We start from the raw sequence: 237 nt of genomic DNA, 5'->3' as shown, positions 1-237 counted from the left end.
TGGCTGTGGTGCGTGTTGAGGGCTGTTGGTGGAGGGGGTGTAGTGGTGGCTTGGGTGGTGGGAGTGGGTGGGGAGTGGAGGGAGAGGGCGATGTTGGTGTGAAGGAGGTGCGCGTGGCGGTGGGGACGGCAGACGTGGGTGTCCGAGGGCGGGGGGGGGAGGGTGGTTGGAGGGGTGGGGGGGGGGGGGGGGGGGGAGGGGAGAGAGGGGGGGGGGGGGGGGGGGATTGTTTTTTTC

The 237-nt window shown here is 70.9% G+C and carries 1 pseudogene; it reads right to left on the bottom strand.

The features are described from left to right. A pseudogene (locus tag G3N93_RS42505) lies at positions 1-237 on the bottom strand (hypothetical protein); the annotation flags it as partial.

This window comes from Burkholderia sp. Se-20378, from assembly GCF_017104665.1.
Classification (GTDB): Bacteria; Pseudomonadota; Gammaproteobacteria; order Burkholderiales; family Burkholderiaceae; genus Burkholderia; species Burkholderia lata.
This window is presented reverse-complemented; position numbering and strand designations above follow the sequence as displayed.